1 protein-coding gene is annotated in these 257 nt (G+C 47.9%); it reads left to right on the top strand.

Annotated features, from left to right (window positions below):
* Positions 1-257 (top strand): alkaline phosphatase (locus R2R70_RS21480; RefSeq protein WP_410979120.1); only part of this gene is annotated, 257 nt, incomplete at both ends.

Below are 257 nucleotides of genomic sequence, written 5' to 3'. Positions count from 1 at the left end.
AGTCGGCTGATCGTAACTGGGAAGATAACTCTGATATGCCAGCAGGTTCAGACGCATGTGAAGACATTGCATCGCAACTTGTTAACTTTGAAGCTAACCTAGAAGCACGCTTTGCAGGCATTGATGTAGATGGTATTGACGTAGTAATGGGTGGCGGTCGTCGTCACTTTTTACCAAAAGATGCCACGGCTAATTCAGGCGATGCAATCAGCGCAGTTGAAGGGGATCGTACCGATGGCCGTAACTTAGTAACCGAG

The organism is Cobetia sp. SIMBA_158 (genome assembly GCF_046566945.1).
In the GTDB taxonomy this organism is placed as follows: domain Bacteria; phylum Pseudomonadota; class Gammaproteobacteria; order Pseudomonadales; family Halomonadaceae; genus Cobetia; species Cobetia amphilecti.
The sequence above is the reverse complement of the archived record's forward strand: the minus strand, read 5'-3'. Positions and strand labels throughout refer to the sequence as shown.